This window comes from Streptomyces koelreuteriae (assembly GCF_018604545.1).
In the GTDB taxonomy this organism is placed as follows: domain Bacteria; phylum Actinomycetota; class Actinomycetes; order Streptomycetales; family Streptomycetaceae; genus Streptomyces; species Streptomyces koelreuteriae.
In genome coordinates this window covers 6,137,333-6,163,701 of record NZ_CP075896.1, presented here as the reverse complement: position 1 = coordinate 6,163,701, position 26,369 = coordinate 6,137,333, and the positions used below count along the sequence as shown (strand labels likewise).

The 26,369-nt window shown below is 69.9% G+C and carries 18 protein-coding genes and 1 pseudogene; 6 read left to right on the top strand and 13 right to left on the bottom strand.

The features are described 5' to 3' along the window. Positions 1 to 1,581, top strand: coding sequence for a DUF1996 domain-containing protein (locus KJK29_RS27745; RefSeq protein ID WP_215121901.1), 1,581 nt, complete (start codon positions 1 to 3; stop codon positions 1,579 to 1,581). A gap of 92 nt (positions 1,582 to 1,673) precedes the next feature. On the opposite strand, the gene KJK29_RS27740 is transcribed toward KJK29_RS27745, so the two are convergent. The 3 genes from KJK29_RS27740 to KJK29_RS27730 form a co-directional block, all read right to left on the bottom strand. Beyond that, on the bottom strand, positions 1,674 to 2,597 hold the full coding sequence (locus KJK29_RS27740) for an NADP-dependent oxidoreductase (RefSeq protein ID WP_215121900.1): 924 nt from the start codon (positions 2,595 to 2,597) through the stop codon (positions 1,674 to 1,676). A 106-nt stretch (positions 2,598 to 2,703) separates the two neighbouring features. After that, positions 2,704 to 3,099, bottom strand: coding sequence for a MerR family transcriptional regulator (locus tag KJK29_RS27735; protein WP_215121899.1), 396 nt, complete (start codon positions 3,097 to 3,099; stop codon positions 2,704 to 2,706). Between the two features lie 33 nt (positions 3,100 to 3,132). Further along, positions 3,133 to 3,579, bottom strand: a complete 447-nt coding sequence (locus tag KJK29_RS27730; RefSeq protein WP_215121898.1) for a hypothetical protein — start codon at positions 3,577 to 3,579, stop codon at positions 3,133 to 3,135. Between the two features lie 145 nt (positions 3,580 to 3,724). Here KJK29_RS27730 and KJK29_RS27725 point away from each other — a divergent pair, with 145 nt between their 5' ends. The 3 genes from KJK29_RS27725 (at position 3,725) to KJK29_RS27715 (ending at position 7,004) form a co-directional block, all read left to right on the top strand. Beyond that, positions 3,725 to 4,249 (top strand): tetratricopeptide repeat protein, encoded by a 525-nt coding sequence (locus KJK29_RS27725; protein WP_215121897.1) that lies wholly within the window; start codon positions 3,725 to 3,727, stop codon positions 4,247 to 4,249. Between the two features lie 48 nt (positions 4,250 to 4,297). Continuing rightward, on the top strand, positions 4,298 to 6,220 hold the full coding sequence (locus KJK29_RS27720) for a hypothetical protein (RefSeq protein WP_215121896.1): 1,923 nt from the start codon (positions 4,298 to 4,300) through the stop codon (positions 6,218 to 6,220). A gap of 94 nt (positions 6,221 to 6,314) precedes the next feature. Next, positions 6,315 to 7,004 carry a TetR/AcrR family transcriptional regulator gene (locus KJK29_RS27715; RefSeq protein ID WP_215121895.1) on the top strand — a complete coding sequence of 230 codons (690 nt, stop codon included), beginning with the start codon at positions 6,315 to 6,317 and terminating at the stop codon, positions 7,002 to 7,004. Positions 7,005 to 7,010: 6 nt separating this feature from the next. Here the strand turns inward: KJK29_RS27715 and KJK29_RS27710 are convergent, their stop codons facing one another. The 10 genes and pseudogenes from KJK29_RS27710 to KJK29_RS27665 form a co-directional block, all read right to left on the bottom strand. After that, positions 7,011 to 7,367 (bottom strand): 5-carboxymethyl-2-hydroxymuconate Delta-isomerase, encoded by a 357-nt coding sequence (locus KJK29_RS27710; RefSeq protein ID WP_215121894.1) that lies wholly within the window; start codon positions 7,365 to 7,367, stop codon positions 7,011 to 7,013. Between the two features lie 31 nt (positions 7,368 to 7,398). Further along, positions 7,399 to 9,018, bottom strand: a complete 1,620-nt coding sequence (locus tag KJK29_RS27705; RefSeq protein WP_215124490.1) for a fused response regulator/phosphatase — start codon at positions 9,016 to 9,018, stop codon at positions 7,399 to 7,401. Between the two features lie 74 nt (positions 9,019 to 9,092). Next, a complete protein-coding gene (gene pulA / locus KJK29_RS27700; RefSeq protein WP_215121893.1) occupies positions 9,093 to 14,501 on the bottom strand; it encodes a pullulanase-type alpha-1,6-glucosidase in 5,409 nt (1,802 codons plus the stop codon). Positions 14,502 to 14,607: 106 nt separating this feature from the next. After that, positions 14,608 to 15,582 (bottom strand): annotated as a pseudogene (locus tag KJK29_RS27695) (non-reducing end alpha-L-arabinofuranosidase family hydrolase); the annotation flags it as partial. Positions 15,583 to 15,683: 101 nt separating this feature from the next. After that, positions 15,684 to 17,111: a glycoside hydrolase family 30 protein gene (locus KJK29_RS27690; protein WP_251057963.1), complete on the bottom strand. Its 1,428-nt coding sequence runs from the start codon at positions 17,109 to 17,111 to the stop codon at positions 15,684 to 15,686. 158 nt (positions 17,112 to 17,269) lie between these two features. Beyond that, complete coding sequence (locus KJK29_RS27685; RefSeq protein ID WP_215121891.1) at positions 17,270 to 18,643, bottom strand: alpha-amylase; 1,374 nt, start codon at positions 18,641 to 18,643, stop codon at positions 17,270 to 17,272. A 119-nt stretch (positions 18,644 to 18,762) separates the two neighbouring features. Further along, on the bottom strand, positions 18,763 to 20,451 hold the full coding sequence (locus tag KJK29_RS27680) for a glycoside hydrolase family 13 protein (RefSeq protein WP_215121890.1): 1,689 nt from the start codon (positions 20,449 to 20,451) through the stop codon (positions 18,763 to 18,765). Between the two features lie 217 nt (positions 20,452 to 20,668). After that, positions 20,669 to 21,586: a sugar ABC transporter permease gene (locus KJK29_RS27675; RefSeq protein WP_215121889.1), complete on the bottom strand. Its 918-nt coding sequence runs from the start codon at positions 21,584 to 21,586 to the stop codon at positions 20,669 to 20,671. Between the two features lie 13 nt (positions 21,587 to 21,599). Then, positions 21,600 to 22,604 carry a carbohydrate ABC transporter permease gene (locus tag KJK29_RS27670; protein ID WP_215121888.1) on the bottom strand — a complete coding sequence of 335 codons (1,005 nt, stop codon included), beginning with the start codon at positions 22,602 to 22,604 and terminating at the stop codon, positions 21,600 to 21,602. Between the two features lie 118 nt (positions 22,605 to 22,722). After that, a complete protein-coding gene (locus KJK29_RS27665) occupies positions 22,723 to 23,991 on the bottom strand; it encodes an extracellular solute-binding protein (protein ID WP_215121887.1) in 1,269 nt (422 codons plus the stop codon). Positions 23,992 to 24,392: 401 nt separating this feature from the next. Between KJK29_RS27665 and KJK29_RS27660 the strand changes: the two genes are divergently transcribed. Next, positions 24,393 to 25,427: a LacI family DNA-binding transcriptional regulator gene (locus KJK29_RS27660; RefSeq protein ID WP_215121886.1), complete on the top strand. Its 1,035-nt coding sequence runs from the start codon at positions 24,393 to 24,395 to the stop codon at positions 25,425 to 25,427. 96 nt (positions 25,428 to 25,523) lie between these two features. Next, positions 25,524 to 26,354 (top strand): phosphatase PAP2 family protein, encoded by an 831-nt coding sequence (locus KJK29_RS27655; protein WP_215121885.1) that lies wholly within the window; start codon positions 25,524 to 25,526, stop codon positions 26,352 to 26,354. Positions 26,355 to 26,369: the final 15 nt, after the last annotated feature.

Genomic DNA, 26,369 nt, shown 5'->3' with positions numbered 1-26,369 from the left:
ATGGGACGCAACACAAGAAAACGCCGGACGCCGATGGCCACCAAGGCCATAGCCGCATCGGCGGCCCTAGCGCTCGGTGGGGGCGGGCTGATCTGGGCAAACTTCTATGCCTCGGCGCATGAGGAGAACTCGGCGAACCAGACGAAGTCCGCGGGTGCGCAGGTCGCCACGATCCAGTGCCCGGACGTCGGACAGAGCCTGACCGACGTGCCGGACGGCGCGCGCAAGGGCGTGGACAAGGAGCTTGCGAACCTCGACAAGCAGATCAGCGAGGCCTACACCCGGCTCGCCTCCACGCGTCAGGCCCAGGCCGGTGACTCCGGCTTCGTCAACAACGCCATCCTCGGCCCGCTGAAGTCGAAGCGGACCGCCGCCATCGACCGCATCGGCATCAACATCAAGCGGGTCGGTGGCAAGGCGCCGGGCAACCTCGCCCAGATGGCCGAGTGCCAGGGCATGAACGCCGACGCCAACACCAACGACGGCCAGGCCGGGGGCGGGCAGAACAACAACGGCGGCCAGAACAACGACGGTCAGGACCAGGGCCAGAACAACGGCGGCCAGGACAACGGCCAGGACCAGGGTCAGGACCAGGGCGGTCAGGACAACGGCCAGGGCCAGGACCAGGGCCAGGGCGGCAACGGCGGTCAGGGCGGCAACGGCCCGGCAGCCGCGGACTTCGTCAACATCGAGGAAGTCCAGCCGAACTCCCGCAACCTGCCGAACGGTCTCGCGGCGAACGGCGACGGCGGCTCCACGGGCACCTTCACCACGCAGTGCGGCACCAACGAGAACGAGAACCGCAACTCGGACAACGTGATCGTGGCGCCCGGTGTCTCCAACGGCGCCCAGCACCAGCACGACTACGTCGGCAACCAGGCCAACACCGCCTTCGCGAGCGACGAGGACCTGGAGAACGGCGAGACGACCTGCCAGAACCAGGGCGACAAGTCCACGTACTTCTGGCCGGTCATCCGGATCCAGGACGGTTCGGACGACATCGACGCGGGTCAGCCGGGCGGTGGCCAGGACGGCAACGTCGGCCAGATCGTCGAGCCCGCGCAGGCGGAGCTGAAGTTCGTGGGCAACCGCACCAGCGATGTCGTCGCGATGCCGAAGGCCCTGCGGATCATCACCGGTGACGCCAAGTCCCTGACCAACGGCCTCAACAACGCCAACACGTCCTGGACGTGCACCGGCTTCGAGGACCGTCAGGTGACGGACAAGTACCCGATCTGCCCCGAGGGCAGCAACATGGTCCGGCTGTCCAACTTCCAGAGCTGCTGGGACGGCCAGAACATCGACAGCGCCAACCACCGCACCCACGTCGACTTCGTGGAAGCGGACGGCAGCTGCTCGAACGGCTTCCAGGCCATCCCCCAGCTCCAGGTCCGTCTGGTCTACGACGTCCCGGCGCCGCAGATCAACAATGGACAGGTCCAGAACGCGTTCGCGGTGGACTCCTTCCCGGAGCAGCTGCACAAGCCGATCACGGACCACAACGACTTCATCAACTTCTTCGACGAGAACGTGATGAACGAGATGGTCCAGTGCATCAACAACGGCGAGAACTGCCAGTAGTACTCGGCGGGTAATACTCAGCCAGCGGATAAGCCGGCGGTGGGAATTCCCACCGCCGGCTTATCCACGCTCAGAAGCTGTGCCAGATGTCCTCATGCCACCTTGATGACGACCTTGCCCGAGGTGTGCCCGTTCTCGACGACGGCGAGGGCGGCCGGGGCGTCGGAGAGCGGATGGACCGCGGTGATCACGGGTGCGAGGACTCCGTCGAGGGCCAGCCGGGCGGACCGCTCCAGATTCTCGCGGTCGACGCGGCGCTCGACGAAACGCCCACCGAGATCGGGCACGGACATGTCACCCACGGCGATGACGTCGCGGGGATCCCGGGCCAGCGGAGCGACCGTCCGCAGCGAGGCGCCTCCGACCAGGTCGACGATCCCGTCGAAGCCGTCCGGAACCAGCTCGCGTGCCGCGGCGGCGACGTCCTCGGCGGTGTAGTCGACGAACCGCACCCCGATGGCCTCGGCGTGCTCGCGTTTGGCGGTGCTCCCGATGCCGAGAACGCGCAGTTCGCGCCCGACGGCCAGCCGGGCGACGGCGAGGCCGACGCCGCCTCCGACCCCGTTGACCAGGACCGTGGCACCGGCCGGGAGGCCGAGCTGGTCGAGCACGTCCACCGCGGTCGTCCCGGCCACCGGCAGCGTCGCCGCCACGGTCGCGGACAGACCCTCAGGGATGCGTGCGGTGTTCGGCGCGGACAGCACCGTGGTCTCGGCGTAGGTGCCGCCACCGGTGAGTGCGAAGCCGAAGACCGCGTCACCCACCTCGAGCCCGTCGACGTCCTCGCCGCGGGCGAGCACGGTTCCGGCTGCCTCCATGCCCAGCACGCGGGGAAACGGACGCCCGCCGTCGAACCCGTCGAGCAGACCTGAGCGCACCATGTGGTCGAGGGGATTCACGCCGGCGACGTCGACCCGGATCAGCACCTCGCCGCGACCGGGCACGGGATCGGGACGATCGAAGAACTCCTGTACCTCGGGCCCGCCGTACCTGCCGAAACCCCACGCCTGCCCCATCTTCCGCCGCCTCCCGTGCGACCGGCCCGGTGATTCCGGGCGTTGTCGCCATCCTCACCTCTGACATCGATGTGAGGGGCAACCGGCTGAGGCGCAGATCACAGCATCAGGCCGACCGCGCCACCGGTTCCGGGGCCGTGGACAGCTCCGCCCGGTGCCGGCTGTTGGCGCTGATCAGCACGTCGAGCGCAGCCCGGGTCTCGATCAGGTGCGCGATGTCGGCGTCGATCCGGTCGCGCTCGCGCATCATCGCCGTGAACGTCTCCTCGGCGACGCCCAGGTCGTCCGGGACGTCCACACACGGCAGCACGGTCGCGATCACCCGGCTGGACATGCCCGCGTCGAACAACTGCCGGATGAGCGACACGCGCTGGACCGCGGCATCGGAATAGTGACGCTGCCCCGCGCCGGAGCGTGAGCTGGTCAGCAGGCCCTGCTCTTCGTAGTACCGCAGTGAGCGCGGACTCACGTTCGTGCGCTTGGACAGCTCGCCTATCCGCATCCGTGAGAGCCTACGCCCGCGCGTGCCCCAGGTTCAGCCGCTGTGACCGCCACTGCCGTGACCGCCCTTGTTGTGGCTGCCGCCGGGGTTCATGTGCTCGGAGCCTTCCTCCATGGTCCCGCCGAGGCTGCTCTGCAGCGCCGTGACCGTCTTCTGCTCCCCCACGGCGACCCACTTGCGGCCGACGAGGTAGTAGCCGCCGTAGTCCTTCGCGCCGTTCAGCCACTCGCGCTGGCCGCGGTCGGTGGAGAAGGTCGCGAGGACGTACTTCTCCTTGCCCTTCTTGCAGAGGGCCTGGCGGATCGTGTCGGCGTCGGTCTGCATGTTCGGCTTGCACTTGGCCTCGGCCGCGATGTGCTCCAGGCTGCCGGTCACTTCCTTCGGCACGGCCGCCTCGTCCTTGCCGCCGGATCCACAGCCTGCCAGCGCCAGTATCGCCACCGCGCCGCTCAGCGCGAGCATCGGTCGGGTCACCCTCATCTGTTCCTCCGGTCCTTGTCACGGCACGGTCCGGACGCATGCCGCACGGAGCCCCGGCAAGGGCTCTCGCCTTCGATACGGCTGCGGAGCCCGTAGCGCTCAAATTCCGCTGCCTCCGTAGGCACGCCTGTGCGAGGGTGGCACGGTGAACCAGGACTGGGAAGATCGCACCGCCGCACTGTGGGCCCGCTTCGACGACTACGCCGAGGACGAAGCGGACGAGGCGCGCTTCCGTGCCGAGGTCGACGCCCTCGTCGCCGAGCTGCCGGAGGGCAGCCCGCTCGGGCCGTTCGAGCAGGCCTGCGCCTGGGACTCCACGGGCCGCTCGGACCTGGCGGTGCCCCTGTACCAGGAGGCGCTGCGGCGCGGACTCTCCGACGTCAGTCCCTACAAGGCCCGCCGGACGAAGATCCAGCTCGCCAGCTCGCTGCGGAACGTCGGCCGGGCTCAGGAGGGCGTGGCGCTGCTGACGCCCGAGCTTCTCGCCCCGTCCGACGAACTCGACGACCCGGTGCGCGCCTGCCTCGCCCTGTGCCTGTCCAGCCTGGGGCGGGACCGCGAGGCGCTGTCGCTGGCGCTCGGCGCCCTGGCCCCGCACCTGCCCCGCTACCAGCGGTCGATGGCGAACTACGCCCGGCTGCTCGTGGAGCAGGAGCAGCCGCGGGGGTGACGCTGCGCGGTCAGGTGACCATCCGACCATTCGCTCGTTCTGCTGAACGTGCAGTCACAGGATGTCGCCCAGCGCCCCGCACCCTCCTCCCCCGCCGGCCCGGTCGTCGACGTCGAGCAGGCCGAGGCCGCGCTCGTCGAGCACTATCCGCGGCTCGTGCGGCTCGCCTATCTGGTGCTGCCGCCGGGCCTGGGCCGCAGCAGGCGCGTGGTGACCGCGCACGCCCTCACCCAGCGCGCCCTGCCCCGCAACCGCACTCCGGCACCGGTCATCCCGGCCCAGTCGACCGGCCGTGACGGCGATCCGGGCTACGCCCTGGTCCGCCTCCAGGTGCTGCGCACGGCGCTGGAGGCGGGGCTGCCGCTGCGGCGCCGGGCCTGGCCCAAGCGCTCCCAGCTGCCGCCGCTGCTGCCCCAGGTGTGGGGCCTGAAGCTGTTCCCGCGCTCCGGCGGCGCCGACGAACTCGCCCTGGACCAGCGGCTGTCCACCCTGTCGGGTCCGGCCCGGGCCGCCTACGCGCTGCGCGGCTTGGAGCGGCTCGCGGACGACGAGACGCGCGAGGTGCTCACGGCGGCGGGAGTCGCCGACGCGGACGGCGCGCTGCTGGAGGCCGGCGGGGTCCCCGCGCAGTTCGGGCTGCTCGACTCCCCCGAGTTCGACCCCTGCTCGCTCCAGGCCCGCCCCACCGACCTGATGCGGCGCCGCCAGCATCTGAAGGCCGCGCTGGCGGCCGGGGCGGCGCTGCTGGTGTGCGGGGCGCTGCTCGGTCTGCCCGGCGAGGGCTGGGGTCCCGACGGCGCCGCCGCGCCCCCGTATGCGCGCAACCCCGCCGCCCAGGCCGCCCTCGACCCGGCGAAGCTGACCCGGGTCCCCGCCGCCGCGTGGCAGAGCTCGGCGCGCACCGACTTCTCGGTGTGGCCGGCCCGCGGCGACCTCACCGGCGACTCGGCCCTGCTGCGCCGCGCCCTGGCCGTCTGGGCCCGCCCCGGCGAGGCGGTCCAGGTGTCGGCGACGCCCGGCACCCTCTCCGGCGGCCCGGCCGGACCGCCCCAGTTGCTGTACGCGGGGACGGTCGACGCCGCCCGTGTGGTGATCCTCTACGACGGTCTGCGCATCGCCCGGTACGCCGAGCCGAAGGACGGCACGCAGGGCGCCGCCCTCGACTTCGCCCGGGTCGACGGCGCCGGCCGGGCCGAGGCGGGCGCGGTGGTCCTGGGCCGGACCGACGGCAACGTCCGCTATCTGACGGCCCCCTGGGTGTCGAAGGCGGGCGAGCGGGATCTGCTGAAGCCGGGCTCCGGGGCGATGGACCTCGCCCTCACCGACGGGGTGACCGCGCCGCTGGCCAGCCCGGCCCTCAGGTCCGGTCCGTGCACGTCGTGGAACGTGCTGCAACTGGCCGACGGCGAGCGGACCCGGCTGCTGAGCGACCTCGGCGAGCTGGTCCCGGCCCGGCTCACCAGCGGCCGGCCCGGCTCACCGGGAGAGGCGTCCGGCGCGGAGGCGCTGCGCACCTGGCAGCCGTACGCCTGCTCGCTGGGCTCGGTGCGCTCGGCGGGTGTGCGGAGCGTCAACGCCTGGGCGTTCAACGAGCAGCCGCTGCCCGATGCGAGCGGGTCGGCGGCGTGGGTGTGCACGCGGGCCGAGACCTGGCGGGGCGGCGGGGCGCGGGTGCTGGCGCAGTTCCACACGCCGGGCGGGCGGTACGGGGCGGTGGCGGCGAAGGCCGAGAACGTCCCGGCGTGCGGGGCGCGTGATCCGCATGTGCTGGCCGGGGTGCTGTGGAAGTCGGAGGCGGGCACCTGGTATCTGCTGGCCGCGGGCAGCCGCCGGATCGAGTCGATCCGGGCGACGGGCGGGATCAGCGGATCGGCCCGGGGCAGTCTGCTGACCGTGCGGGGCGAGCAGGGGGCGCGGGCGGAGCTCAAGGGGACGCTGCGGGACGGGCGTTCGCTGGGCGGGCTGCGCTGACCGGGCCTTTGTCGTGACCGCGCGGTGCGCCCGGCGGAACATCGGCGATCGATCCGGTCCGTTCGAGGCTGGAATCGATCGGTAAGGTGTTCGTATGACTACCGGGGTTCGCCGCAGATTGGGAGTCGAGGAGCGGCGGCAGCAGTTGATCGGCGTCGCCCTCGAACTGTTCAGCCGCCGCTCGCCCGACGAGGTCTCCATCGACGAGATAGCGTCGGCCGCGGGCATTTCGCGGCCGTTGGTCTATCACTACTTTCCCGGCAAACTCAGCCTGTACGAGGCCGCGTTGCAGCGGGCGGCGGACGAACTCGCGGCCCGTTTCGTGGAGCCGCACGAGGGTCCGCTGGGGGCGCGGCTGCATCGCGTGATGGGCCGCTACTTCGACTTCGTGGACGAGCACGGGCCGGGTTTCTCCGCCCTCATGCGGGGTGGACCCGCGGTCGGCTCCTCGACGACCAACGCGCTCGTCGACTCCGTACGGCAGGCCGCGTATGTCCAGATCCTTTCGCACCTGGGCGTGACCGATCCGCCCGCGCGGCTGGAACTGGTCGTCCGGTCCTGGATCTCGCTCGCCGAGTCGACGGCGTTGATCTGGCTGGACGGCCGGCGCATCCCGCGGGAGGAGCTGGAGAGCCAGCTCGTGCACGACTTCGCCGCGCTGGCCTCCGTGAGCGCCGCCTACGACGAGGAGATGGGCGGCCTGCTGCGCCGTATCTTCAAGGAGGAGCCGGCCGACGGCCCGTTCGCCGATCTGGCCGGCCGGCTTCTGACGCTGGCGACCTGAGTCCGCTCAGCCCTCGAACTTCCGGTAGGAGGCGTCCAGGTCGCGCACCTCGGCGGAGGCGTGCAGCACGATTCCGTCGGCGGTCTTCAGATGGGTGCGCAGCAACTCCAGCGCGGCTTCGGTGAGCCGGGCCTTGGTGCCCTCGGTGCGGCCGGCGAGCAGCGCGATGTGGACGTGCACATGGGCGTGCCCCTCGGTGTCGGGCCCGACCACGATGTCCTCGGTGGGGCGGAACCGGCTCTTGCACGCCGTCGGCTTGGCGGCCGCGATGTCGACGGTCGCCTCGTGCAGCGCCTTGGCGAATCCGGTCCGGTCGAAGCCGTCCGCGAGGTCGGCGGAATAGTCGACGGTGATCTGCGGCATCGGTGACTCCTGGTCTGGGCGGGCAACGAGGTCACCCTAACCGGAGGGCCAGCAGGGCGATGTCGTCCTCCCGGTCGTGGCCGAAGCAGCCCAGGAGCACGTCGCAGAGGGTGTCCAGGCCGGTGGGGGCGTCGGCGGCGGCTGTGCGGAGTTGTTCCAGGGAGGTGTCCAGGGGGATGCCGCGGGTTTCGATGAGGCCGTCGGTGACCATGAGGAGACGGTCTTCGGGGGTCAGGTGGTGCTCGGTCGGCGGGGGGCGTTCCAGGCCCAGGCCGAGCAGCGGACCGGAGGCGTCGACGTACTGTGCGCCGCCCCCGTCGCGCAGGATCAGCGGCGGGATGTGACCGGCGTTGGCGATCCGCACCCGGCCGCTGCCGGGGTCGACCAGGGCGAGGCACACGGTGGCCGTGAGGTCGGGGTGGTAGCGCTGGAGCATCCGGTCGAGCCGCCCGGCCAGCACGACCGGGTCGCTCTCGTCGACGCAGTAGGCGCGCAGCGCGTGCCGTATCTCGACCATGACGGTGGCGGCGTCCAGCGAGTGCCCGACGACGTCGCCGACCGCGGTGAGCACCCCGTCGCCGGTGCGCAGGGCGGCGTAGAAGTCCCCGCCGATCTCGGTCTGCCGGGAGGCGGGCACATAGCGGACCTCGATGTCGACGCCGGGCAGGTGGGGCAGCTTGTGCGGCCGGGGCAGGAAGCTGTGCTGAAGGGTGAGGGCGACATGCCGCTCCACCTGGTACAGCAGCAGCGGTTCGGCGGCGAGCGCGGCGGCCTGGGCGAGCCGGGCGAGCAGCCCGTCGTCCGCCGGGCCGTTGATCGCCGTACGCCGTACGGGCGTGGCCAGGCACACGGCCGTACGGCCGTCCTGCGCGGTCGCCACGGTCAGCAGGGCGTCCTCCTCGACGCCCGGCCGGAAGATCCCGGCCGGCCACAGCGGTGCGGGGACGACGGCGCTGTGCACGCCCGTGCGGCCCTCCGCGAGCCGGGCGGCCAGGCGGGCCGCCGCCTGGTGCGCGCCGCTGTCCGTCGGTGCGGGGCGGCTGCGGGCCGTGCCCTGGTAGGGCTCGCCGTCGGGGGCGATCACGAACACCACGGCGGGCGAGCCGGTGAGGCGTGCGGTGCCGTCGGCGGCCGCGGTGGCGAGTTCCCGGGGGCAGCGCGCCGTCTGGACCGTGATGACGGCCTCTGACAGCAGGGTCAGCCGGTGGACGACCGTCTCGGCGCCCGTGCTGCGGCGCGCTCCGCGCACGGCGGCCCGGACGACGGCCTGGATCTCCTGCGGTTCGGCGGGCACGGTCAGATAGGCGTCGCCGCCCGCGTCCAGTCCCCGGCACCGGTCCCCGGGCGCGGTCCGGGCGGCGGAGAAGTGCACGACGGGCAGCGCGGCCATGGGCGGCCGGGCCCGCAGCCTGCGGCACACTTCGAAGCCGCTCATGTCCGGCAGACCCACGTCGACGAGGGCCACGTCGGGCAGGGTGCCGTCGCGCAGCCGGACGTCGAGTTCGACGAGTGCCTCGCCGCCGCTGGCGACGGGCACGACCCGGTGGCCGGCCCGGCTGAGCACCGCGCCCATGGCGTACCGGCTGGCCGCGACGTCGTCCACGACCAGCACGGTGGTGCCGGGGGTGTGCTGTGTGCCGTTGCCGTCCATCTCGAGGAGCACCTCGGGCCGTACCTGGGTGGGGCGGGCCGCCGGTCGCGGCCCGCACCGCCCAACGTAGTGCGCTACTCGGCGGCCCGGGTGAAGACGGCGACCGTGCGCCCCGGAACGGCGAACGTGCCCGATTCAGCCGCGTAGGCGGACGACTTGACGGTAGGGTCCGCCCCCGCCGCCTGCACCGGGTGCAGCCGGTAGCCGGTTCCGGCGAGCGCGGTGACCCGCTGTTCCCGCCGCTCGGGTGTGGCGTTGAAGACGACGACGAGATCACCGAGCCGCATGGTGATCACGCCGGGCGTCTCCTCCTTGCCGGACAGCGGGAAGGAGAGCTTCGACTGCACCTGGCCGGCCGTGGCAAGGGAGAACGCCGGCTCCGTGGAACGGATCCTCAGCAGGTCCCGGTACGCGGCCGAGGTGCCCTCGATCTGCTCGCAGCCGACCTTGACCGAGCTCAACAGGGGCTTGCCGTAGGGCCACTTGTCCTTGTTGTCGGCCGCCATGGGCAGGCCGCGGCCGAAGCCGTTGCCGTCGGCGCAGTTCCAGTGGACGGCGTTGAACCAGTCGCCGCTGTCGTAGGAGTTGCGGTCCAGGGACTTGGAGCGCAGCAGGTCGGTGCCCGCCTGGGAGAGGGCCGGGCCCTGGGAGAGGGTGGCCGTCGCCATGGCGAGGACCTGCATCCGGGCCCGGTCGGACGCGCTCGTCGTCGCGGGCAGTTTGAAGGCGAGGGCGTCGAAGAGCGACTCGTTGTCGTGCGCGTCGGCGTAGGCGAGGGCGTCTCCGGGGGCGGCGGCGTATCCGGCGGGTTGGCCGTTGTAGTCGACGTCGGCGCCGGTGACCTCCTTGCCGTCGGTGTCGGTGAACCGGTAGCCGGCGAGGTTGCCGGAGAGGCCGACCTTGATGAGGTCCTGGTAGTGCAGCAGACGGGCCTTCTGCTCGGCCGGGGTGCCGTTGTGCTGCGAGGAGTTGGGGTCGGTGTACAGGCCGGACGCGAAGCCCTGCACGCCGGGATCCTCGTCGAAGGGGCCGCCGCCGCGTACGGCGTCACGGGCGCGGTCGGAGAAGGTGGCGATGCCGGTTCCGGCCATGTTCTTCTGCGTGGCCTGCTCGAACCGGGCGTCGTCGGCGATCTCGCCGAAGTTCCAGCCCTCGCCGTAGAGGATGATCTTCTTGCCGTCGACGCCGTCCTTGGCGAGGGTGAGCGCGTCGAGGGCCCCCCGGACCGCGAGGATGTTGGCCTTCGGGTGGTGGCCCATCAGGTCGAAGCGGAAGCCGTCGACCTTGTACTGCTTGGCCCAGGTGACGATCGAGTCGACGACGAGCTTGCCCATCATGGCGTTCTCGGTGGCCGTGTTGGCGCAGCAGGTGCTGTTCGCGACCGAGCCGTCGGCGAGGAGCCGCTGGTAGTAGCCGGGCACGATCCGGTCGAGGACGCTCGTCCGCTCCTGGCCGCTCGCCGCGGTGTGGTTGTAGACGACGTCCATGACGACCCGCAGTCCGTCCTCGTTCAGCGCCTTCACCATCTCGCGGAACTGGACCGTGCGGGCCGTGCCGTCCGGGTCGGTGGCGTAGGAGCCCTCGGGGACCGTGTAGTGGTACGGGTCGTAGCCCCAGTTGTAGGCGTCCTTCGCGGCGATCTTCCCGACGCACTCCTGCTGCTTGTCGGAGTCGGCCGGGTAGGAGGCGAGGTCGCAGTCGACGCCCGCCTGGTCGGCCTTCTTCTCCGGGATGGTGGCGATGTCGAAGGCGGGCAGCAGATGCACGTACGAGGTGCCCGCCTTCGCCAGCTCGCGCAGATGCTTCGGGCCGTCGCTGTCCTGGTCGGTGAAGGCGAGGTAGCTGCCGGGGTGCTTCGCCGTGCGGTCCTCGACGGAGAAGTCCCGGATGTGCAGCTCCTGGATCTGGGCGTCCCTCAGCGGTACGGCCTCGGGCTTCTTCAGGGACTTCCAGCCACGCGGGGCGAGCGATCCGTCGCCCAGGTCGACGACGAGGCTGCGCTCCGAGTCGGCGGTGAGGGCCAGGGAGTAGGGGTCGGTGACCTTGTTGGTGACGACCTCGCGGACGCTGGGGGCCCAGACCTTCACGACGTACCGGTAGGGCTTGCCCTTCCAGGACTTCGGGCCGGTGGCGGACCAGACGCCGGTGGTGGCGTCGCGCCGCATCGGGACGGTGGAGTCGCCGATCTCCAGGGACACCCGCTGTGCGGTCGGCGCCCAGACGGACAGCGTGGGGCGGCCGTGGGAGAACGTCGGGCCCAGGTCGGCCTTCGTGGCGTCGTAGAGGTCGTCGAGGACACCGGCGAGCTGGACGCCGGTCGCCGCGAGCACGGCGCCGTTCGCGGCGTGCTGCGTGGCGACGACCTGGCCGCGCAGGGCCTCGCGCACCCGGTCGCGGTCGCGCGGGTCGACGGTCCAGGCGTCGTACGCCTTCAGGTGCGGGAACCTGGCCTTCTGGGCGTCGGTGAGCTCGGTCTTCGCCAGGCGCAGCCGCTTGGCGTCACCGGTGAGGGCACCCTCCTTCACCGCGATCGAGCCGTCGCGGGCGTAGAGCAGCTGGGTGGAGGCGGCCGCGTCGGAGCCGTTCCAGGCGAGGGTGTTCCGGTCGATCCAGACCGCCTTGGACGTGGTCAGGTCGAGCGCGGCGGCGGCGCCCACCGGCTGCGGAAGCAGGTACTTCTCCTGGCCGCTCAACAGCCACACCTCGTGGCCGTTCGCCTTGAGGTCGAGCGACTGGTCGGACGGCAGGTCCTTCTCGTCGCCCTTGTGGAGGATGTAGCTGAGGCTGGTGGCACCGTCGGTGAGCGGTACCTCGAAGACCGCACCATAGGTATCAGTCTTGACCGGCTTGAGGGGGTTCGACCAGTCGGTGGGGTTCGCGGCGCCGGTCCAGACGTGCAGGCCCCAGCCGTCGTACTTCCCGTCGGCCCGGTGGTAGTGCAGGACGGCCTTGGTCTTGTCCGGGGCCGGGTAGTCGGCGGCCGGCTTCTCCGTGCGGACGGTCTCCTTGCCCTGCTCGATCCAGACCTCGCCGGTCTTGGTGACGTCGATCGCGCGGTCGGCGGAGACGTCCTTGTCGCCGTCCTTGTCGATGACCAGGAAGTTGACGTTCGAGGCGCCGGGCTTGAGCTTGACGTAGGCGAAGGCTCCGTAGGCGTCCCGGCCGGTGAAGGGGTGGCTCTCGGGCCAGGGCGTGGCCTCGCCGTCGGCGAGGTCGCCCCAGGCGTACAGGCCCCAGTCGGCGTAGTTCCCGTCGGCGCGCTTGTAGTGGACGATCGCGTAGTCGCGGGAGGAGGCGCCGGGCGGCTCCTCGACGGGCGGGGTGCCGGTGGTGGAGGATGCCAGGGCGCTCGCGGTACGCCCGCCCGAGTCGACCACGACGGCCTTGTAGCGCAGGGCCGTGCCGGGCGGTACGTCCTCGGCGATCGTGTGGGTGACCTTGTAGGGGGCGTGGTCGGCGGAGCCGAGGGTCCGCCATGTGCCGTTGCCGGTCTGCGCCGCGAAGACGACCCGGTTCAGCTGTCCCCCGTCGACGTCGGCGGACAGTTCCACGGTGCCCGTGGCGCCCGCGGCCGGGGCCTTCAGGGTGATCGTCGGCTTCGTGACCGGCTCGGCGAGCTTGCCGGCCGCCTTGAGGACGATCGCCGAGCCGGCCGGGACGGTGACGGTGAGCTTCTTGTCGCCGTCGCTCTTCAGGGCGGCTTCCGTGCCGTAGACGCCCTTGAAGGCCATGCCCGGCGAGCCGGTGGCGAAGGTCGCGGTCTTCTTCTCGGCCGCGTTGTTGAAGGCGACGACGTACTCGGTGCCCCGCTTCGCGTCCGTGCGGGAGAAGGCGTACACCCCCGGGCCGTCGGCCGCGTACCGCTCCTGCTGGACGCCGTCGGCGAGAGCGGGATGGGCCTTGCGGAGCTTGGCGAGAGCGCTGATCTGGCGGTAGAGCGGTGCCTTCGTGTCGTAGGCGTCCTCGGCGTGGGTGCGGTCGGTGCCGATCCGGTCGTCGTCGAGGTAGTCGGCGGTGCGCGAGGCGAACATGCTCTGCCGGGCGTCCTTGTCGCCGCCCGCGCCCGTGAAGCCCTGCTCGTCGCCGTAGTAGACGACGGGGTTGCCTCGGCTGAGGAACATCAGCTCGTTGGCGAGCCGGTCCTTGGCGAGGATCCGGTCGTCGGTGGCCTTGGGGTCGTCCTGCTTGAGGAAGGTCCCGATCCGGCCCATGTCGTGGTTGCCGAGGAAGGTGACCTGCTCGTACGCGTTGGCCTTGCCGGTCGTGTACAGGTAGTCGTCGCCGAAGACGCCCGCGAGCTGCTGCGCGCTGCCGCCCTGGGAGGCGTACTGGCGGGCCGCCTCCTGGAAGGGGAAGTCCAGCGTGGCGTCGAGCCGCCCCTGGGTGACGTACGGGGAGGTGACGGCGGTGTCGGCCGAGTACACCTCGCCGAACATGAAGAAGTCGTCGCGCCCCTGCCGTGCCGCGTAGGCGTCGAGGGCGGTGGCCCACTGCGTCCAGAACTCCATGTTGACGTGCTTCACGGTGTCGATCCGGAAGCCGTCGACGTCGAAGTCCCGCACCCAGCGCTGGTAGATCCTCTCCATGCCCCGGACGACCTCGGGCCGCTCGGTCCACAGGTCGTCGAGGCCGCCGAAGTCGCCGTGCTCGGAGCTCTCACCGGCGAAGGTGGAGTCGCCGCGGTTGTGGTACATCGTCGGGTCGTTGAGCCACGACGGGACCTTGACGTTCTTCTTGGCGGCCGGGACGGTCGGCGTCCTGGGGAAGGAACCGGCGTCGACCGGCGGGAACTTCTTCTTGCCGTCCGCGTAGTCGGTGTCGTCGAAGGGCTTGCCGTCCTTGGTCAAGTACGGGAAGGCGCCCTTGGAGAGGTAGTCGTACGACTTCTCCTCATAGTCGACGACATCGGCCGTGTGGTTGGTGATGACGTCGAAGAAGACCTTCATGCCCTTGGCGTGGGCCTTGTCGATGAGGGTCTCGAGGTCCTTGTTGGTGCCGAAGTGCGGGTCGACCTGGGTGAAGTCGGTGATCCAGTAACCGTGGTAACCGGCCGACGCGTTCGCCCCCGTGCCCTGCACCGGCTGGTTCTTGAAGATCGGGGCCATCCACAGGGCGGTGGTGCCGAGGCCCTTGATGTAGTCGAGCCTCTTGGTCAGGCCCTTGAGGTCGCCGCCCTGGTAGAAGCCCTTGTCGGTGGGGTCGTAGCCGGTGGCGAGGCGGGAGCCGGTCAGGCCGCCCTTGTCGTTGCGCGGGTCGCCATTGGCGAAACGGTCCGGCAGGACGAAGTAGAACTGCTCACGGGTGGCGTCGTGACGGGCGGGCTCGGCGGCGAGCTTCGCGTCGGACGGAGGCGCCGGCGGGGTGGCCGCTCCGGCGGCGAGAGGCTGGACGAGTGCTGCGGCCAGCGCGGTGGCGGTGACCGCGGCGACCCGTCCGGCACGGGAGGTTCGGCGCCTTGAGGGCGCACGCCATCTCGGTATCACTGACGTGGACTCCTTGCGATTGCGGCTCTCACGGGTCCGACCCCGCGCGACCGTATCGCCGCCGAAACGCTTACAGCAAGAGCCCTGAAACCATCGGAAAGAACTTTCAACAAGTGGAGTTGGTCTGCGTCAGCAGCCCCAGCCGCCATGGGAGCGTGTTGTAGGGGCCGCTCGCCGAGGGGTTCAGGCCCTGGTAGAGGTACTGGAGCCGGCAGGGATTGACCGTGAGGGTCTGGTCGTTGGTGTGGCGGACCATCTCGCCGTGGCTGATGTCCTGGCTCCAGGGCGTGCCGCTGAAGGTGACGTTGTTGGAGCGCGCGAAGGGGTTGGACTCGGTGTCGGCCAGCGGGGTCCAGCTCCCGGCGATGCTGCCGGACGTCCAGGAGCGGAAGTACCGCTTGCCGTTGCCGCCGATCGCCTCGTTGAGCAGCAGATAGGTGTTGGAGTCCTTGAGCTTGTAGACGTTGGCGGCTTCCCAGAGGCGGTACTTGTTGGAGTCCTGGAGCGCGATGACGGTGTTGGTGAAGCCGTTCGGGAAGGCGGCCAGGCTGGTCTCCGAGCGGTACAGGTGGCCGTTGTCGTCGGAGGAGAACAGATAGCACTTGGCGCTGTCGCAGACGTTCCAGAAGTCGACCCAGTAGCCGCTGCCGATGTTGTCCTTGATGATCTGCGGCATGCCGTTCGCGTAGAACTTCTTCGGCGCGGTCCAGGACTTGGGGTTGGCGATGTCCGCCGTCGTCGAGTAGGCCGCGTTGTCGCCGGTCTGGTAGACGAGGTACCAGAGCTTCTGCGGCGCGAAATAGAACACCTGCGGGGCCGCCTTGTACCCGGCGCCGATCGCCGTCTGGTCCAGGTAGTGGTGCTGCGCGGAGGCGGCCTCCTGCCAGCTGGCGAAGTTCAGATACACCATGTTGTAGGCGCCGCTGGTGCTGGCGGTGCTGGCGAACACGTGCCAACGGCCGTTGTGGTACACCACCGACGGGTCCTTGATGGCGCTGAGCTGGTGGGTCGCGTCCGACTTCGGGGAGATCAGCACATTGCTGGAACTCCACTTGAAGCTGCCGGGCAGGGCCGCCGCCCGCGCTTGCGAGGACGCGGTGGACGGCGCCACCAGGGCACCCAGCAACAGGGCCAGGCCTCCGATCAGGACTCCCAGGAGTCTTGTCAGGCGCATCGTGTCTCCTATCGCTGGAGGGTGTAGGTGACGAGCGAGCGGGCCGGAACCGTGGCCTTCAGCGACCCGCCGGTGACCGGCACGGCCGGCTGCCGGGAGGTGCTCTGGGAACCGTTGGTCAGGTACGGGGTGGCCGTGCCGGTGGTGAACCCGATGTTCTGGAGACCGAAGGACACCTGGGTGGCACTGGAGGCCGCGTTGAGCGCCACGACCGTCACCGTGCCGTCGGTGTTGCGGAACGCCGAGAGCCTGAGGTTGCCGTCGGAGGTGGTGGCGCCGATGCGGGTGGCCCCGGGCCGGATGAAGCGGCTGTAGTTCGCGAGGGCCCACAGGCGCTTGGAGACGTGGTAGTTCGCGCCGTCCATCTGGATCAGCCCGCGGGTGGCGCCGGTCGAGGCGCCGTACCAGTACACGTAGCCGCTGGTGTTGCCCTTGGTCAGGGCGTCGTGCACGGCGCCCGCGACCGTGAAGCCGTCGTAGCCGCTGCCGTCGTCCCAGGCCTCGTTCCAGGTGGTGCCGTCGGGCGACCACTCCGACATCCAGGTCCGCTTGCCGGTCGGCAGCGGCCCGTCGATCTTGCTGGCGTATGTGTGGCCGGCGTGCGTGTCGACGAAGCCCCGGGCCGTGGCGTCGGCCTCGATGGCGCTGGTGTAGTTCTTCTGCTGGTTCCAGCCGAAGGAGTCGCAGCAGACGACCTGGTACCCGCCCGCTCGCGCCACGGGCCCGAAGACCTTGGTGAACTCCACCGCCTGGGCGGGCGTGAGCCGCATGGAGTCGTAGGTGGCCGTCCAGTCGGGCTCGTTGGTGAACCCGAGGTCGTTGATGCGAATGCCCTCTTGGGCGTAGAACTTCGCGTACTGGACCAGGTAGTTCGCGTACGCCTTGCGCCAGTCGCCGCTCGCGCAGCTCGCACCCGCCAGGCCGCACAGGGTGCCGCCGTTCGCGTCGGTGCCGTTGGTCTTCATATAGCCGGGGGCCGTCCAGGCGTCGGCGTAGAAACGGTTCACGCCGTAGGCCTTGGCCTGCTGGGCGAGCCAGACCTGGCCCTTGTCGTTGCGGTCCCACACATACTTGGGGGTCGCGTTCGGCCCGCCGGGGTCGGTCGGCTGGATGCCCGAGTCGATACCGAGGCGCAGGATGCTCAGCCCGACGCCGGTGCTCCGGCTGAACAGCAGGTCGAGGATCTCGCGTTGGCGCTGGGCGGGAAGTCCCTGCGAGCCGCGCATGATCGCGGCCCGGCCGAAGTGCTCGGAGATGCCGAAGCCGTCGATGGGCTGGTGCCGGGTGGCCCCGTCGATGGTCGCGGAGGCGTCCGCCCGGGTGTCCGTCGGCGAGGCCCCGGCGGTGACACCGACGGTGGTCATCAGCACCGCCAGGGACGTCACCGTCCACCGTCTGAGACCTCTGAGTCCGCGCAGCGTGATCCGTCCCGTCATGGGAGCGCTCCCAGTGGTATGAGGTCGCCCCCCGGGGTTTCCGAGGGGCGAGTGTTCGAGATGCTGAACAACGTTCAGGGAGTTGCCACTGTGGAGGGAACGTAGGGCAGCGTTCCGGAAGCGTCAATCCCTCATGCGCCGCAACTGGAGCCCGGCGCTCAGCAGTTGGACCGGCCCACGTGGATCGCGAGGGCCGTGTTCGCGCCGAGGGTTGCGGTGAGCTGACCAGCGGAGTTCACGGTCACGGTCGTGTTGTTCTGCACGTTGCAGTACGTCCCCGCCGGCAGCGAGGTCTGATAGGTCCGGCTCAGCGAACCCGACTCGTGATTGATGGCCACGAAGCCCTTGCTCCCCCGCCCGAACGCGATGGCGTCGCCCCCGTTGTCCCACCAGTTGGTGACGGCCTGCCCGCGCGTGGCATTGCGGAAGCCGACCATGGATTTGATCTCCGGCCAGTTGTGCTGACACTTCCAGCCATCCTGCCAGCAGGCGTTCACCTGGCCGCCGTTCGGCGGACCGGCGTCGTGATCGCTGAACTCGTAGCCGGAGTTGATGTCCGGGGCGCCGTAGGGCCAGGCGAGCATGAAGACGTTGGCCAGGGTGTAGTTCGCGTTGTCCTTGTAGCTGAGGGTCGAGCCGTTGCGCTCGGTGTCGTGGTTGTCGACGAAGACGCCGGAGACTCCGCTGCCCATATAGCCCCAGCCCTCGCCGTAGTTCTTCAGATAGGCGAGGTTCTCGTTGTTGAAGACCCGCTTGAGGTCGTAGGCGTAGCGGAACTCCTGGACGTCGCCGTTACTCGTGTATTCAGTGGGCTGGACGGCCTCGCCGGAGCCGTGGATCACCTCCTGCTTCCAGTAGACCGACGGGTTGCTCAGCCGGGACTTGATGTTCGCCAGGTCGGCCGCGTCCATGTGCTTGGCCGCGTCGATGCGGAAGCCGTCGACGCCGAGGGAGAGCAGGTCGTTCAGGTACCCGGCGATCGCGCCGCGCACATAGTTCTCGCCGGTGTCGAGGTCGGAGAGGCCGACCAGTTCGCAGTGCTGGACGTTCCAGCGGTCCTGGTAGTTGCTGATCTGGGAGGTGCAGTCGTCGAAGTCGGGCGCGGAGTACAGGCCCGGGTAGGTGTACTTGCCGTACGACGAGCCGCCGGTGCCGGTGCCGCTGCCCGCCGCCATGTGGTTGACGACCGCGTCGGCGACGACCTTCACCCCGGCCGCGTGGCAGGTGTTCACCATGTCCCGGAAGGCCGTGCGGTCACCGAGCCGCCCGGCGATCTTGTAGCTGACCGGCTGGTACGACGTCCACCACTGGGAGCCCTGTATGTGCTCGGCGGGCGGGGAGACCTGGACGTAGCCGTATCCGGCGGGGCCGAGGGTGTTGGTGCACTCGCGGGCGACGGAGGCGAAGTTCCACTCGAAGAGGACGGCGGTGACGTCCTTGGTGCCAGGTGGGGAGGCCTGTGCACTAGTCGGGTTCATGACAACCGAAGCCGCCGCGAGCGCGGTGGCGAGGGCGAGGAATCTGCGTGCCATGTGGGGTTTCCTTCTTCGTTGAAGGTTCTTGCAGCAAGGTTCAGAAACCTTGCAGTGACGCAGATGATAGAGGCCCGCCACCCGAAAGGGCAGCGGGCCGTACGAAATTCAAAGGAAAATCAGGCGGTGGTCGCGGTGGTCCACCACACCGTGCCGTCGGCCGGCACCTTCGCCTCGTCGTCGACCAGGACGACCTCGCCGCTCGCGACCAGCACCCGGCCGTACGCCGGCATCGCCACCGACTCCCCGGTGGTGTTCGCGACGCACACGAACTCCCCGCGCCGGAAGGCGAGCACACCCTCGGGCGCCCGCAGCCACTCCACGGACGTACCGGCGCCGAGGTCGGGCTGCTCACGGCGCACGGCGAGCGCGGCCCGGTACAGCTCCAGGGTCGAGCCGGGCTCCCCGGTCTGCGCCTCGACGCTCAGCTCGCCCCAGCCGTCGGGCTGCGGCAGCCAGCTGCCCCCGTCGCCGAAGCCGTACGACGCCCCGGTCCGGGTCCACGGGATCGGCACCCGGCACCCGTCGCGGAAGCCGTCCTGCCCCGCTCCCCGGAAGTACGCCGGGTCCTGACGCACCTCGTCCGGCAGGTCGACGACGTCGGGCAGCCCGAGTTCCTCGCCCTGGTAGACGTAGGCCGAGCCGGGCAGCGCCAGCATGAGCAGGGACGCGGCCCGGGCCCTGCGCAGCCCCAGTTCCCGGTCGCCGGCCAGCCGGATCTGGGTGCCGAGGCCCGCCGGGTTGGCGAAGCGGGTGGCGTGCCGGGTCACGTCGTGGTTGGACAGCACCCAGGTGGCGGGGGCGCCGACCGGGCGCATGGCGTCCAGGGTGCGGTCGATGACCTCGCGCATCTCCTCGGCGTCCCAGTGGGTGCTGAGGTACTGGAAGTTGAACGCCTGGTGCAGCTCGTCCGGGCGGACGTAGTGGGCGGTGCGCTCGATGGTCGGGGTCCAGGCCTCGGCGACGAAGATCCTCTCCCCCGCGTACTCGTCGAGGATGAGCCGCCACTGCCGGTAGATCTCGTGCACGCCCTCCTGGTCGAAGAACGGCATGACATCGTTGCCCAGCAGCTTCACCTGGTCGTGGGATCCGAGGTCGGGCAGCCCCGCCGCCTTCACCAGACCGTGGGCGACGTCGATGCGGAAGCCGTCGACGCCCATGTCCAGCCAGAAGCGCAGGATGGAGCGGAACTCGTCGCCGACCGCCGGGTGCTCCCAGTTGAAGTCGGGCTGCTCGGGGGCGAAGAGGTGCAGGTACCACTCCCCGGGCGTGCCGTCGGGTTCGGTGACCCGGGTCCACGCCGGCCCGCCGAAGATCGACTCCCAGTCGTTGGGCGGCAGTTCGCCGTGCTTCCCCTTGCCGGGGCGGAAGTGGTAGCGCTCCCGCAGCGGCGAGCCCGGGCCCTCGGCGACGGCCCGCTTGAACCACTCGTGCTGGTCGGAGGAGTGGTTCGGGACCAGGTCGACGATGATCCTGAGGCTCAGCTCGTGGGCGTCGCGGATCAGCGCGTCGGCGTCCAGGAGGTTGCCGAACATGGGGTCGACGGCCCGGTAGTCGGCGACGTCGTAGCCGGCGTCGGCCTGCGGCGAGGCGTAGAAGGGGCTGAGCCACACGGCGTCCACGCCGAGGTCGCGCAGATACGGCAGACGGGTGCGGACACCTTCCAGGTCGCCCATGCCGTCGCCGTCGCTGTCGGCGAAGCTGCGCGGATACACCTGGTAGATCACCGCGTCCCGCCACCAGTCGCGGCGCTTGGCGACGGCCGTGGCGGAAGTCGGGGTCGGGGCGGCTGAGTGCTGCTGGCTCATGTCGTCCTTGGTGCGTAACAGGGGTGTGGTCATGTGAGACGTGGGGTGGGGTGACGAGGTGGCCGCGGTACAGCGGGGTCGGATGGGCACCGCGGCCACCTCGGGCTTCTGGAGTGCGGTTCGGCAGCGCCCCAGGGGCGCGGGGAACTGCGTGAGCGACCACGACGGCGCCGCGGCCGAGCGACGACCTGTCCCGGCTCCACCGGCGGAGCGTGCGTCACCCCTTCGTGCCACCGGCGGTAAGCCCGGTCACCAGATTCTTCTGCACGAGATAGAAGAAGATGGCAGCCGGTATCGCGATCAGCACAGCCGTCGCGGCCATCAGATTCCGCTGCGCGTCATGCTCGCTCACAAAGGTCTGCAGACCGACGGCAAAGGTGTACTTGTCGTCGCTCAGCATGAACGTCGAGGCGAACGCGACCTCCCCGAAGGCCGTGAGGAAGCTGTAGAACGCCGCGACCGCGAGGCCGGGCTTCGCGAGCGGCAGGATGAGCCGCGCGAACGTGCCGAAGGGGGTCAGCCCGTCGACGCGCCCGGCCTCGTCGATCTCGAACGGGATGGTGTCGAAATAGCCCTTCATCAGCCAGGCGCAGTACGGCACGATCGTGGTGCAGTTGACAAGGATGAGACCAAGGTAGCTGTCGATGAGCTGGAGATCCGAGAGGATCTGGTACATCGGCACGATCAGTACCGCGATGGGGAACATCTGGGTGACCAGCAGCGCCCACATCAGCTTCCGGTAGCCGGGGAACCTCATGCGGGAGACCGCGTAGCCGGTGGACGCCGCGACGACGACGCCGATGAGCGTCGTGCCCAGCACCACGACCAGCGTGCTGGTCAGCCAGTCGAAGAAGCTCGTGTCCTTCAGGACGAAGGCGTAGTTGTCGAGCGTCATCTTGCTCCAGATGCGCCCGGGGTGCAGGTAGTCGTCCTTGTCCGGGCCGAGGGACAGGAAGACCAGCCAGGCGATCGGGAAGAGCGCGGTCAGGCTCGCGCCGATCAGCACGGCGTGCGAGGCGAGGGAGCCCGCGCGGCTCTGCTCGCCGCGGCGGCGGACCTTGCGCGGGTCGCCCGCGGGGCGCCGCTCGCCGGCCGCGGCGGGGGTCTCGACGGTGGTCGTACTCGTCGTACTCATGAGAACTCCTGCCTCAGATCGCGAGCTGCTGCTCGTTGCGGTCAATCCAGCGGCGGTAGAACGAGGTGAAGACGATCAGGAGGGACAGGAGCAGGATTCCGTAGGCGGCGGACTGGGCGTAGTCGCGCGGCTGCTGCCCGAAGCCGAGCTGGTAGGCCCAGGTCACGAGGATCTGGGCGTCGGGGGCGGTGTTGCCGAACAACAGGAAGATGATGGCGAACTGGTTGAAGGTCCAGATGACACCGAGGAGGACGACCGTCGTGCTGACGGACCTCAGGCCGGGCAGGGTGACGTAGCGGAACCGCTGCCAGGCGTTCGCGCCGTCCATCTCGGAGGCCTCGTACAGGCTCGCGTCGATCGACTGCAGTCCGCCGAGCAGCGAGACCATCATGAACGGCACACCGCACCAGGTGTTGACCATGATCGCGGAGAACCGCTGCCAGAAGGTGTCCTCCAGCCACAGCGGCGTCGGCAGATGCAGCAGCTCCAGGCCGGAGTTGATGATGCCGCCGTCGGCGAGCATGAAGCGCCAGCCGAAGACGGTGACGAAGGTCGGCACGGCCCAGGGCAGCACCAGGAGCATCCGGTAGAGGGTGCGGCCGCGCAGCTTCTGGTTGAGCAGCAGCGCCAGGCCGAGACCGATGCCGTAGTGCAGGGTGACGCAGGCGGCCGTCCAGAAGACCGTCCACAGGAAGTGCGACCAGAAGCGGTCGTACGCCGTCGGGCCCCACAGGATGTCGGCGTAGTTGTCCAGGCCGATGAACTTGTAGGTGGCGTCGATCTCGTTGACGCCGATCGTGCGGGCGGTGTTGAGGCTGGTGGCGTCGGTGAGCGTGAGGTACAGGCCGTATGCCAGCGGGTACAGCACGAGGACCCCGAGGACGACCGCCACCGGGGCGACCATCGCGTAGGCGTACCAGTGCTTGTGGAAGCCGTTCTTCAGCCGCCGGCCCGGCCCGGGACGCGGTTCCCGCTCACCGCGCCGCTTGCCGGTCGCTCGGTCGATGACGACTGTCATGGTTCGACACCTTCTGGAAGTTCAAGGAGTTCTAGGGGGCTGCCCAGGCGCAGGCACGGGCCGGTGGCCGCCGGATCCCCCTCCCCAGTGCCAGGGGGATCCGGCGGCCACCCGGCGGTCACTTGGAGAAGTCGGGCACCAGCTTGGTGATGGCGGTCTCGGCGTTGCCGAGGCCCTTGTCCAGGGACTCCTTGCCGCTCGCGATCTTGAGCAGCTCGTCGTCGAGCGGGACCCACAGGGAGCTGTACTCGGGCAGCGCCGGGCGCGGCTGGGCGGCGGACAGCACGCCCTGGTAGCCGGCGATGCCGGGGTCGGCCTTGACCTCGGCGGTGTAGGCGTCCTCGCGGGTGGGGAGCGTGGAGTTCTTCAGCGCGATGGTCTCCTGGGCCTTGGCCGAGGTCATGAACTTCACGAACTTCAGCGAGGCCTCCTGGTGGGCCTTGTCCGAGCCCGCGTACACGGAGAGGTTGTGGCCGCCGGTCGGGGCGCCCGCCTTGCCGGTGGAGCCGGCCGGGACGGTGGCGATGCCGAGGTTGTTCTTGTCCTTGAAGGCGGAACCCTTGTAGAAGTTGGTGATCTCCCACGGGCCCTGGACGATCGAGGCGACCTTGCCGCTGACGAACGCCTCCTGGATGTGGGCGTAGGCGTCCGCGGTGGTGTCGGCCTTGTGCAGGCCCTTGCCCTTGAAGAGGCCCTGCCAGGTGCCGTAGCCCTTCTTGGCCTCCGGCGAGGTCACGGTGATCTTCTTGGCGTCGACGTCGACGGTGTCGGCGCCCTCGCCGTAGAGGAAGCTCTGCGCGTAGTAGGCCTGGGTGGAGCCCCAGTAGCCGTCGACGCCGGTCTTGTCCTTGATGGTGGCGGCGGCCTTCTTCAGGTCGTCCCAGGTCTTGGGGGCCTCGACGCCGGCCTTCTCGAACAGTTCCTTGTTGTAGACGAGGGCGAGGGTGTCCGTGGTGAAGGGGACGCCGTAGGTCTTGCCGTCGTACGTGGCCTGCTCGATCAGGCTGGGCTGGAACTTGTCCTGCTCGGCGAGGGCCTCGGTGCCGTCGAGCGGGGCGAAGAAGCCCTTCTTGGCGAAGGCCGGGGTCCAGCCGACCTCGGAACGCAGCACGTCGGGGGCGCCCTTGGAACCGGCGGCGGTGTCGAACTTGTTCTGCGCCTGGTCGAAGGGGACGTTGACGTAGTTGACCTTGACGTCCTTGTTGGCGGCCTCGAACTCCTTGACCAGGGCCTTGTACGTCGGCGCCTCGTTGGTCGCGTTGGAGGTGTCCCACCAGGTGATGGTGACCGGGCCGCCGGCCTCGTCGCCGCTGTCGCTTCCGCCGCACGCCGTCGCCGCCAGGGCGAGGGACGCCACCAGCGCGGTGGCCGCTATGCCACGCCGCATGAGTTCTCCTTGAGGGTCAGCCCGTTCGTGCTGCCGACTGCGCCGTTGGCCGCCGGGCGTCGGTGAGATTAGCCGCGCTTCACGGACTTGCGAAAGACCTTGCAGCAAAAAGTTGCAAGCGGTGCGGATGGTTACCCCGCCGTGACCTCTCCCCGGCCCCTCCCGGACCCGGATTTCCGGCTGTTCGGCAGGGACTCGGACAGCTGTGCAAGACTCTGCAAGCACTTGCCATCCGCTTCCGTCGGGGGAATCATTCGTTGCGGATCGGACGCCGGCCACGACCTCTTCTCGACCATTTGGGGACCGCGATGACCCAGCAACCCGCCGCCGGCCGTGGGACGGCACGCACCAGGCGTCCCGTCGGTGCGCAAGGAGATCCCCGGCCGCTACAGTCCGGTCCTGTGACCACACGGCTTGCCGACATCGCCGCCCAGGCGGGGGTGAGCGAAGCGACCGTCAGCCGCGTCCTCAACGGGAAGCCGGGCGTCGCCGCCACCACCCGCCAGTCCGTCCTGGCCGCCCTCGACGTACTGGGCTACGAACGCCCGGTGCGGCTGCGCCAGCGCAGCGAGGGCCTGGTGGGACTGATCACCCCCGAGCTGGAGAACCCGATCTTCCCGGCCCTGGCCCAGGTCATCGGCCAGGCGCTGACGAGGCAGGGCTACACGCCCGTCCTCGCCACCCAGACGCCGGGCGGCTCGACGGAGGACGAGCTCACGGAGATGCTCGTCGACCGCGGGGTCGCCGGCATCATCTACGTCTCCGGGCTGCACGCGGACACCACCGCCGACATGCAGCGCTACGACCGGCTGCGCGCGCAGGGCGTGCCGTACGTGCTGGTCGACGGCTTCTCGCCGAAGGTGCAGGCGCCGTTCATCTCCCCCGACGACCGTGCCGCGATGAGCCTCGCGGTCACGCACCTGGTGTCCCTGGGGCACCAGCGGATCGGGCTGGCGCTGGGGCCGAAGCGGTTCGTGCCGGTGCAGCGCAAGATCGAGGGGTTCGTGCGCACGATGCAGGACCAGTTGGGGCTGGGCGCCGAGGCCGTCGAGTCGGAGCTGGTCCAGCACTCCCTGTACACGCTGGAGGGCGGGCAGGCCGCGACGACGGCGCTGATCGAGCGGAACTGCACGGCCGTGGTGTGCGCGAGCGACATGATGGCGCTGGGCGCGATCAGGGCGGCGCGGCAGCTGGGCCTGGACGTGCCGAAGGACATCTCGGTGGTCGGCTTCGACGACTCCCCGCTGATCGCCTTCACCGACCCGCCGCTGACCACGATCCGCAAGCCGGTCCCGGCGATGGGCCAGGCCGCCGTCCGCACGCTGCTGGAGGAGATCGGCGGGACTCCGGCCCCCCACAGCGAGTTCGTGTTCATGCCGGAACTGGTGGTGCGCGGTTCAACCGCTTCGGCACCCGGGGATCGCACTCGCTCCTGACGTCATGGCCTGATCTCGCCGTAGAGAGAACATGCGACCCGGCCCTCACCGGGGGATGATCGGTGGGGAAGTCCTTTTCTGGCAGACTTTGTGCCTATGGGTGACACGACCGTGACGAAGCCGGAAGGCCGGGAATCGGCCCTTCCGCAGCCCGTTACGGCCGAGAGCGGCCCGGGTTCACCGCGCCGGCCGCGCACCCCGCGCCGGCCCCGGTTCTGGTTCGAGATCCTGCTGATCGCGGTGAGTTACTGGACGTACTCGCTGATCCGCAACGCCGTGCCCGAGCAGAAGACCGAGGCGCTGCGCAACGCCGACTGGATCTGGAAGGCCGAGCACCATCTGGGCATCGCCGTGGAGGAGTCGGTCAATCACGCCGTGAACACGGTGACTTGGCTGATCATCGGCATGAACTACTACTACGCGACGCTCCACTTCGTGGTGACGCTGGGTGTGCTCGTGTGGCTGTTCCGTTGGCATCCCGGCCGGTACGCGGCGACCCGGCTGGTGCTCTTCGCGACCACCGCCGTCGCCCTGGTCGGCTACTACCTGTATCCGCTGGCGCCCCCGCGGCTGATGAACGGCGGCAATTTCATCGACACCGTCATGGTCCACCAGACCTGGGGTTCGATGGCCTCCGGCGACCTGAAGCACATGTCCAACCAGTACGCCGCGATGCCGTCGATGCACATCGGCTGGTCCCTGTGGTGCGGCCTGACGATCTTCGCCCTGGCGTCGGTCCCCTGGGCGCGGGTGCTGGGCCTGCTGTACCCGGCGCTGACCCTGGTCGTCATCGTCGCCACCGCGAACCACTTCTGGCTGGACGCGGTGGGCGGCCTGCTCTGCCTGGCCTTCGGCTTCACGGTGGCACGGCTCTGGTACGGCACCCAGCCGTACGCGCTGCCGCGCCTGGTACCGGCGAGACCCTGACCCCTGCCCGGGCAG

Excerpts from the sequence above, each read along its gene's own strand:
- KJK29_RS27675 (WP_215121889.1), bottom strand. The coding sequence starts at position 21,586 with ATGAGTACGACGAGTACGACCACCGTCGAGACCCCCGCCGCGGCCGGC.
- KJK29_RS27715 (WP_215121895.1), top strand. The coding sequence starts at position 6,315 with ATGACTACCGGGGTTCGCCGCAGATTGGGAGTCGAGGAGCGGCGGCAG.
- KJK29_RS27730 (WP_215121898.1), bottom strand. The coding sequence starts at position 3,579 with ATGAGGGTGACCCGACCGATGCTCGCGCTGAGCGGCGCGGTGGCGATA.
- KJK29_RS27740 (WP_215121900.1), bottom strand. The coding sequence starts at position 2,597 with ATGGGGCAGGCGTGGGGTTTCGGCAGGTACGGCGGGCCCGAGGTACAG.
- KJK29_RS27665 (WP_215121887.1), bottom strand. The coding sequence starts at position 23,991 with ATGCGGCGTGGCATAGCGGCCACCGCGCTGGTGGCGTCCCTCGCCCTG.
- KJK29_RS27745 (WP_215121901.1), top strand. The coding sequence starts at position 1 with ATGGGACGCAACACAAGAAAACGCCGGACGCCGATGGCCACCAAGGCC.
- KJK29_RS27705 (WP_215124490.1), bottom strand. The coding sequence starts at position 9,018 with ATGGACGGCAACGGCACACAGCACACCCCCGGCACCACCGTGCTGGTC.
- KJK29_RS27680 (WP_215121890.1), bottom strand. The coding sequence starts at position 20,451 with ATGAGCCAGCAGCACTCAGCCGCCCCGACCCCGACTTCCGCCACGGCC.
- KJK29_RS27670 (WP_215121888.1), bottom strand. The coding sequence starts at position 22,604 with ATGACAGTCGTCATCGACCGAGCGACCGGCAAGCGGCGCGGTGAGCGG.
- KJK29_RS27710 (WP_215121894.1), bottom strand. The coding sequence starts at position 7,367 with ATGCCGCAGATCACCGTCGACTATTCCGCCGACCTCGCGGACGGCTTC.
- KJK29_RS27685 (WP_215121891.1), bottom strand. The coding sequence starts at position 18,643 with ATGGCACGCAGATTCCTCGCCCTCGCCACCGCGCTCGCGGCGGCTTCG.
- KJK29_RS27690 (WP_251057963.1), bottom strand. The coding sequence starts at position 17,111 with ATGACGGGACGGATCACGCTGCGCGGACTCAGAGGTCTCAGACGGTGG.
- KJK29_RS27655 (WP_215121885.1), top strand. The coding sequence starts at position 25,524 with ATGGGTGACACGACCGTGACGAAGCCGGAAGGCCGGGAATCGGCCCTT.
- KJK29_RS27735 (WP_215121899.1), bottom strand. The coding sequence starts at position 3,099 with ATGCGGATAGGCGAGCTGTCCAAGCGCACGAACGTGAGTCCGCGCTCA.